The organism is Candidatus Poribacteria bacterium (genome assembly GCA_021295755.1).
In the GTDB taxonomy this organism is placed as follows: Bacteria; Poribacteria; WGA-4E; order WGA-4E; family PCPOR2b; genus PCPOR2b.
The window spans coordinates 29,418-36,305 of the sequence record JAGWBT010000048.1 but is presented as its reverse complement, the minus strand read 5'-3'; the positions used below and the strand labels follow the sequence as shown (position 1 = coordinate 36,305).

The 6,888-nt window shown below is 48.6% G+C and carries 6 protein-coding genes; 5 read left to right on the top strand and 1 reads right to left on the bottom strand.

The window, feature by feature from the left end; all coding sequences use genetic code 11:
* The first annotated feature begins 136 nt into the window (after positions 1–136).
* Complete coding sequence (gene pheA, locus J4G02_08920) at positions 137–1,228, top strand: prephenate dehydratase (protein MCE2394693.1); 1,092 nt, start codon at positions 137–139, stop codon at positions 1,226–1,228.
* 7 nt (positions 1,229–1,235) lie between these two features.
* On the opposite strand, the gene J4G02_08915 is transcribed toward pheA, so the two are convergent.
* The gene (locus J4G02_08915; GenBank protein ID MCE2394692.1) at positions 1,236–2,279 is read right to left on the bottom strand and encodes a CPBP family intramembrane metalloprotease; all 1,044 of its coding nucleotides are present in this window, start codon (positions 2,277–2,279) and stop codon (positions 1,236–1,238) included.
* Positions 2,280–2,591: 312 nt separating this feature from the next.
* Between J4G02_08915 and J4G02_08910 the strand changes: the two genes are divergently transcribed.
* From J4G02_08910 to J4G02_08895, 4 genes are all read left to right on the top strand, one after another.
* The gene (locus J4G02_08910; GenBank protein ID MCE2394691.1) at positions 2,592–3,545 is read left to right on the top strand and encodes an SBBP repeat-containing protein; all 954 of its coding nucleotides are present in this window, start codon (positions 2,592–2,594) and stop codon (positions 3,543–3,545) included.
* Positions 3,546–3,683: 138 nt separating this feature from the next.
* Positions 3,684–4,274: a peptide deformylase gene (gene def, locus J4G02_08905; GenBank protein MCE2394690.1), complete on the top strand. Its 591-nt coding sequence runs from the start codon at positions 3,684–3,686 to the stop codon at positions 4,272–4,274.
* Between the two features lie 40 nt (positions 4,275–4,314).
* Complete coding sequence (larE, locus tag J4G02_08900; protein MCE2394689.1) at positions 4,315–5,166, top strand: ATP-dependent sacrificial sulfur transferase LarE; 852 nt, start codon at positions 4,315–4,317, stop codon at positions 5,164–5,166.
* 312 nt (positions 5,167–5,478) lie between these two features.
* A complete protein-coding gene (locus tag J4G02_08895) occupies positions 5,479–6,816 on the top strand; it encodes a 4Fe-4S dicluster domain-containing protein (GenBank protein ID MCE2394688.1) in 1,338 nt (445 codons plus the stop codon).
* The last annotated feature ends 72 nt before the right edge of the window (positions 6,817–6,888 follow it).

Below are 6,888 nucleotides of genomic sequence, written 5' to 3'. Positions count from 1 at the left end.
ATGAATGAATGGGAGTTGATGGGTATACAATCTCCTTTAAGTTTAACTCATGGGGTCATTTGATACAAACTATAAATAAGCGCAGGAGATAGCCCCGATAAGATCGGGATTCAAAGCAACGCTTGGCGTACCTATTATGCAATTGAAAGATTACCGCAATCTGCTGGATCAGATCGATGACCAGATTCTCGTCCTTTTACAGGAACGGGTAACTATTGTCAAACGTGTCGGTGAGCTCAAATCGCGCACCGGCGTTGAACGGATTTATGCACCGCATCGAGAGCGGGAAATTCTCTCCCGGTTGGAAACGCAGAACCACGGACAATTTCCCTCCGACGCGCTACACAAGATTTATACCGAGATTATCTCCGCCTGCCGTGCGCTCGAAAGACCGTTATCCATTGCCTTCCTCGGTCCTGCGGGTAGCTTTGGTCACACGGCGGGTTCACATTTCTTTGGTACGTCAGTAGAATTTATCGCGGTCACGCCCCAACCCGACATTTTTACAACGGTTGAATCCGGTCGAGCAGATTACGGCGTCGTCGCAATCGAAAACTCCACGCATGGAACAGTCCGTGACGTTTTAGAGATGTTCCAATACACAAGCCTTCAAATTTGCGGAGAGTGCTTCTTGCCAATCAAACAGCATCTCCTCTCAAAATCTCCGCTAGCAGAAATTAAAAAGATCTACTCCCACCCGCAAGCGTTTGCGCAATGTCGTCAATGGCTAGGTCACAATGTGTCAGGCGTACATCAAATTGAGGTTTCCAGCACGTCAGAGGCGGCAGAATTGGCTGCCAGTGAACCAAATGCAGCAGCAATAGCAGGTCAACTCGCGGGCGAAATTTATGGGCTATCTGTGGTGGGTGATTCAATCATGGATGGACCAAACAATACGACGCGCTTCCTTGTCATTGGAAGTCACTCGGCGGCACCAACTGGAAACGACCGAACATCTATCATTTTCTCGGTTAAGGATAAAATTGGCGCGTTGTGGGAGGTGCTGCAGGTGTTGAAAAACTATGAACTCAATATGAGTAAGATTGAGTCTCTGCCCTCCCAAACCAAAGCGTGGGAGTATGTTTTCTTTGTAGACTTGGATGGGCACGCGGAAGATGAAAATGTGCGAAAAGCACTTGCAGAGATCAGGGAGTTGTGCGTGATGATGAAAATTTTGGGGACTTATCCGATTGGGGAACAAGGTGAGGAGGTATCTGGTAAATTCTAATTAACTCTTACATCCAGTAAACCAGAATTAAAATCAAGTTTACCAAACTGTGCGTGATCATGCACGGGATTAGCGATCTCGTGCGGATGTACAGCGATGCAAGGGTAAGTCCCATGAGAAATATTGGAATCCCACCCAAAACTAGCGGCATGAAAGAACGGATGTATCCGTGGAGCACCGCAAAAAGCAGCGCACTGAGTAGCATTCCTTTAGTCTGACCAAACCGACTAGCGAAACCGATATACGCAATTCCCCGAAAGAGGATCTCCTCCCCCACCGGCATTAGAATTAACATCACAAAACCGAGTAGGATTACTGTGCCATCTCCGAGGTTTTCTGGCATACTGTTCGACCATTGCTGCTGCTCCCATTGAGCCAAGTTTCCTAGTTTTTCTAGGGGGATTTCTTGGCTAAACCAACTTATTCCTTGCATGAAACCTACTGAAACAAAAGCTAAAGCGGGAGCGAGCAATAGCGGCAGCCCCAAGTCGGTAAGGTTGCCGCTGTACCCTAAGCCAATAGACCTTATATTCCTGCGATAGCGTCCAGTGATGCAGAAAAGAGATAGCCAAATCAGCACATTTCCGACGACTAGCTTAACGCTCCAGAAGTAGGAAGTTGGGAGCGTATACACGGCGTCTGTTTCCGGCAGCATCTCAAATCCTGTCGCCATTGAGATTGCGATATAGCGCGCAACTTCTTGAAATAGAAAGGCTATTAGAATAATGACCACCGGGTCTGATGGATTGAGATAACCGTGCAGCCTTGCAACTGTTTCCTCCGCTGTGTAGAACTGATTGCAGCGTCCACATTTGCGCGACCATGCCCGATTATCCCGTTGGCATTTAGGGCAGGTCCAAATGAGTTCGGGCATCTGATTCCAAAAGTAAAGCGGAAAGAACGCATGGGGCAGGAAAAAGGTGCCCAAAGCCCAGAACCCAGATCGCTCTTGCAATTTACTATCATTGTATACCCAAAAGGCGAGAGCACCGTTGATAGCCGCACCCAAAAATAGTACCCAGATAAAATCGGGATTCAAAGCAATTTGCATTGGCAGATTCCATGGTTTCAATGACGAAGATTTGGCGCGCATGGTAGCATATTCAGACCGCCTTGTCAACAACCCTCAACTATTTTCATGGGTCCACTTAGTAAGGTGTCGGGATTCGGAGATCCCTCCTACAGGGTAACTGAATGTTCATCAATTATTTTGATCTTCACATCGTTGCGCTAGGTGTGTTATAATCAACCGAGTTGGTTCATTAGTTTATTGGTTCATTGAGCTGGTGAATGCCTTTAACAGAAAATGGATGGAAGTTCAATACATAGCGGCTTGGGTTTTTATATTATTGGAGGGGAAAACATGGTCACTTTAGGTGCTGGAGATTTTACATATCAGGTATCGGGAGAAGATTGGGGCAATATACCCGAAGATTGGACTTACAAAGAAGCCACTGCTGTCGCTGTTGATGCAGATGATAATGTTTACGTATTTAATCGTGGGACACATCCGATGGTTATTTTCAACTCTGATGGTGATGTGCTTCGGACATGGGGAGATGGCATCTTCGCCAATCCACACGGTGTAACCATTGGTCCTGACGGTTCGGTCTACTGCGTTGATAACGGAGACCATACTGTTCGTCAGTTCACCCCCGATGGAAAACTCTTGATGACCCTCGGTCAACCCAATCAACCTTCTTCCCCGATGAGTGGCGAACCCTTCAACCTTCCAACGCATTTGGCAATCGATCCGCGTAACGGTGACCTGTATGTAGCTGATGGATATGCCAACGCACGGGTTCATAGATTTAGTCCTGATGGACGACATCTGTCTTCTTGGGGAGAGTCAGGCACGGGTGAGGGACAGTTCAACATCGTCCACAACATCACAACTGATAGAGATGGGTGGGTATACATCGCTGACCGTGAGAACCATCGAGTACAGGTATTCTCTCCCGAGGGCAAGTATGAAACACAGTGGTTGAACTTGTCTAGGGCTGCTTGTATCTGCTTGGACACTAGCGATGAACCGTTGGTGTATGTGGGTGAGTATTTTGGCGGTATAGCGTCGAATAAAATGGGCACAGAATTGGGTCCGCGCGTCAGCATTATGGACACCAAAGGGAATGTATTGGCGCAACTGAGTGATCAATCCTATGGAGATGAGCCCGGACGGTTCTACTCACCGCACGGAATCGCTGTTGATTCTAAGGGGAATATCTATGTCGCCGAAGTCTCTTGGAGCGATTATGGTAGCCAGATGGATCCGCCCAGAGAACTTCGCTCACTCCAGAAGTTAGTGAAGCAGGATTGATGTTGATTTTACTGGAAACCCCATGGTGTCTTCACATTGCTATATCTTCCGTTTTTGCTTGACCAGCCTTCCCCCAAGTGATATGATTATGACACCTCAGAACCTTTGATTGAAACGGGAGGGAATCTCTAGTCGGAAATGGCAAGACGTAAGCGTAGAAAATGGACCGCATCAGTGCCAAAGGTAGCTGGGTCCCCAACGGTGGATAAGCATCCGCAGGATTGCACTGAAGGACCTTTTCGTATTCGGCTCTATAGCGATCCGGTACTTCGGGAAAAAGCGCTTCCCGTTCAAGAAATCACGGATATTGAACGGAAACTTGCAGCGGATATGCTAACCACGATGTACGCTTCGCTGATTGGTGTGGGACTGGCGGCACCGCAGGTTGGGATTTTGAAACGATTGATTGTGATTGATCTGAACCGAGACGATCCAGAAGGGACTCCATTGGTGTTGTTTAACCCCAAAATTCATAGTCTAGAGGGTGAAACCATTGAGGAAGAGGGCTGCTTGAGTTTCCCCGGCATTACCGCCGATGTCAAGCGGGCAGCGAAGGCAGTCGTGACAGCGCAAGATATCGACGGTGAACCAATTCGGATCGAAGGGGAGGACTTACTCGCTCGCGCCCTACAGCATGAAATAGATCACCTCAATGGCATCTTGTTCATCGATCGCGTCAGCGGTCTGAGGCGGCAACTCCTCCGTGGAAAACTAAGAAAACTACAGTAATCGCAACAGGAAAAAAGTAAAAATCAGAAAGGTCAAACAGATGTCGGAAACGGAACAATATCCAGATATTGATCAGAAACTAGATCAGCTCGATAAATTATTAAAATCCTACGGAAAAGTTATCGTCGCATTCTCTGGTGGAGTAGACAGTACCTTTCTGGCTGAAGCCGCAAAACGGGCGTTGGGGGATAATGCCCTCGCTGTGACAGCGGTTTCTGACTCCTACCCGGAGCGCGAAATGAAAGCAGCGCAGGACATCGCCAAGCAGATTCGTATCCGCTATGAAACGATAAATACCGACGAATTGGAAACCGAGGGTTATGCGAGCAACCCGACCAATCGCTGCTATTTCTGCAAAACCGAACTCTTTGAACAGATTCGCCCGATTGCTGAACAGTACAAGATCGGCACAACCGTCTACGGCGCAATTCCTGACGATGTAGGGGATCACCGTCCCGGCATGGACGCCGCTAAACAGATGGGAATTCAGGCACCGCTCATTGATGTGAATCTTACGAAGGCGGAGATTCGTGAAGTTTCAAAGTGTTGGGGTTTGCCGACGTGGGATAAACCCGCCTTTGCGTGTCTCTCCTCCCGTTTTCCCTACGGCACACGGATTACCCGCGAAAATCTACGCCTCGTTGACCGGGCGGAACAGTTTTTGTTCGATTTGGGGATTCGCCAATTTCGTGTACGCCATCACGACACGCTCGCACGCATTGAGGTCGATCCACAAGAGATTGAGTTCATCGCTGCCAAGTCTATCCGCACCCAGATCAACGAAAGATTCAAATCGCTCGGATATGAGCATGTCGCTCTTGATTTACAGGGGTATAGATCTGGGAGTTTGAACGAAGGGTTGCTGAACCTTTCAAAATTGACTGCCCATTAGCAGGTGTGGCAGGCTACAATCTCTCATTGTGAATCAACCGAAAATCTGAAATCCGTAAAAATATGTCCTACCTCTTCATTTTGTTCAGGAGTTCATTGGCCATTAACGCACCGATGAACCCATAGCGAACCCCTGATCATTTACGCCTCACAGTTCACACTTGGTCTTTGACCGGAGAACGTTTTGAGTTGCAAGCTAGCAGCATTGGCTGATACACCGTTTTCGCCAATTGCTATACACAAGATTGTAAGACTGAGGAGATTGGTGCAACTAACCCGCTGCTGAAGCGAAAGAATGAGAATCGCATAAAAAATGCAACAGCCACAGACTCAACCAGATCCACAGCCTAACTCTCTTATCGGGTCCGAACTTTTTAGCTGGAAGAAATGGGATGCCTGTACCCACTGCGGGCTTTGTTTGCCAACCTGTCCAACTTACCGTGAATTGGGATTGGAGACCGATTCGCCACGTGGAAGGCTCTATCTGATGGGGGCGGCGTTCAGGGATAAGAACCCGATGCCGATTAGCGACGACTGGGTAAAATATATCTATCGCTGCTTGGACTGCCGCGCCTGTGAAACGGCATGTCCCTCCGGCGTACATTTTGGCGAAGTTATAGAAGAAGCCCGTGCGATTTATGAGATGAATGCCGAGCGTCCAACGGAGCAGCGGTTTTGGCGGCGTTTGGCCTTTAAGGAACTTTTGCCCAACAAGGAGCGCTTAGACCTCATCTTTGAACTGATGTGGCTGTATCAACGCCTTGGGATTCGCTGGCTGGTGCAAAAACTTGGGATTCTCAAACTGATGGGAAAGCTGGGAGAGATGGAGTCATTGCTGCCCGACATTCCCAATCCATCCCTCAAGGACAATTTACGGGAGTTTACCCCTGCCAAGGGAGAGGCGAGGCATCGGGTCGGATTTATCTCCGGATGTGTGATGAATCAGGTGTTCACCGAGACCAATCTGGCAACAATTCGTGTCTTGGCGGAAAACGGCTGCGACGTAATTACACCGACACAGCAGATGTGCTGTGGAGCGTTGCATGTCCATAACGGTGTCCGAGACACGGCGTTAGAACTGGCGCGTCAAAATATCGATGTCTTTGAAGCTGCAGAGGTGGACGCGATCATAATTAACTCCGCAGGCTGTGGTGCGACGCTGAAAGAGTATGAAGCTTTGATGGAACACGATCCGGACTATTCCGAAAGGGCAAAAGTGTTTAGCAGCAAGATGCGAGACATCAGCGAGTTTCTCGCGGAGATTGAAATGACGCCCCCTGAAGGAGAGATTAAGCGGCGCGTGACGTATGATGAACCGTGTCACCTTGTCCACGGGCAAAAAGTCCAATTGCAGCCCCGCACAGTCCTCCAATCAATTCCGGGGTTAGAACTAGTGGAGTTGACCGAATCGGAATGGTGCTGTGGCAGTGCGGGCATTTATAATATCACGCAGCCGGAGATGTCGCGTGAAATTCTGGAGCGTAAGATAAAGCACATCGCTGAGACAGATGCCGAAATCGTCGCGACAGGGAACCCGGGCTGTATTCTACAGATCCAACTCGGCGTTAAAGCGAATGAATTGCCCATGAAGGTGATGCACCCAATCGAACTCCTCGACCAATCATATCGAGGCATTGATCCGCTCGGATAGACCGCAATATGGATCGTACCGATTCACAATGCACGTATTGCGGCAAAAATGCTCTATATCTGGATAATTAAT

What these genes read in the sequence shown, in the direction of transcription:
- pheA (MCE2394693.1), top strand. Translation starts at nt 137, where the DNA reads ATGCAATTGAAAGATTACCGCAATCTGCTGGATCAGATCGATGACCAG.
- larE (MCE2394689.1), top strand. Translation starts at nt 4,315, where the DNA reads ATGTCGGAAACGGAACAATATCCAGATATTGATCAGAAACTAGATCAG.
- J4G02_08910 (MCE2394691.1), top strand. Translation starts at nt 2,592, where the DNA reads ATGGTCACTTTAGGTGCTGGAGATTTTACATATCAGGTATCGGGAGAA.
- def (MCE2394690.1), top strand. Translation starts at nt 3,684, where the DNA reads ATGGCAAGACGTAAGCGTAGAAAATGGACCGCATCAGTGCCAAAGGTA.
- J4G02_08895 (MCE2394688.1), top strand. Translation starts at nt 5,479, where the DNA reads ATGCAACAGCCACAGACTCAACCAGATCCACAGCCTAACTCTCTTATC.
- J4G02_08915 (MCE2394692.1), bottom strand. Translation starts at nt 2,279, where the DNA reads ATGCAAATTGCTTTGAATCCCGATTTTATCTGGGTACTATTTTTGGGT.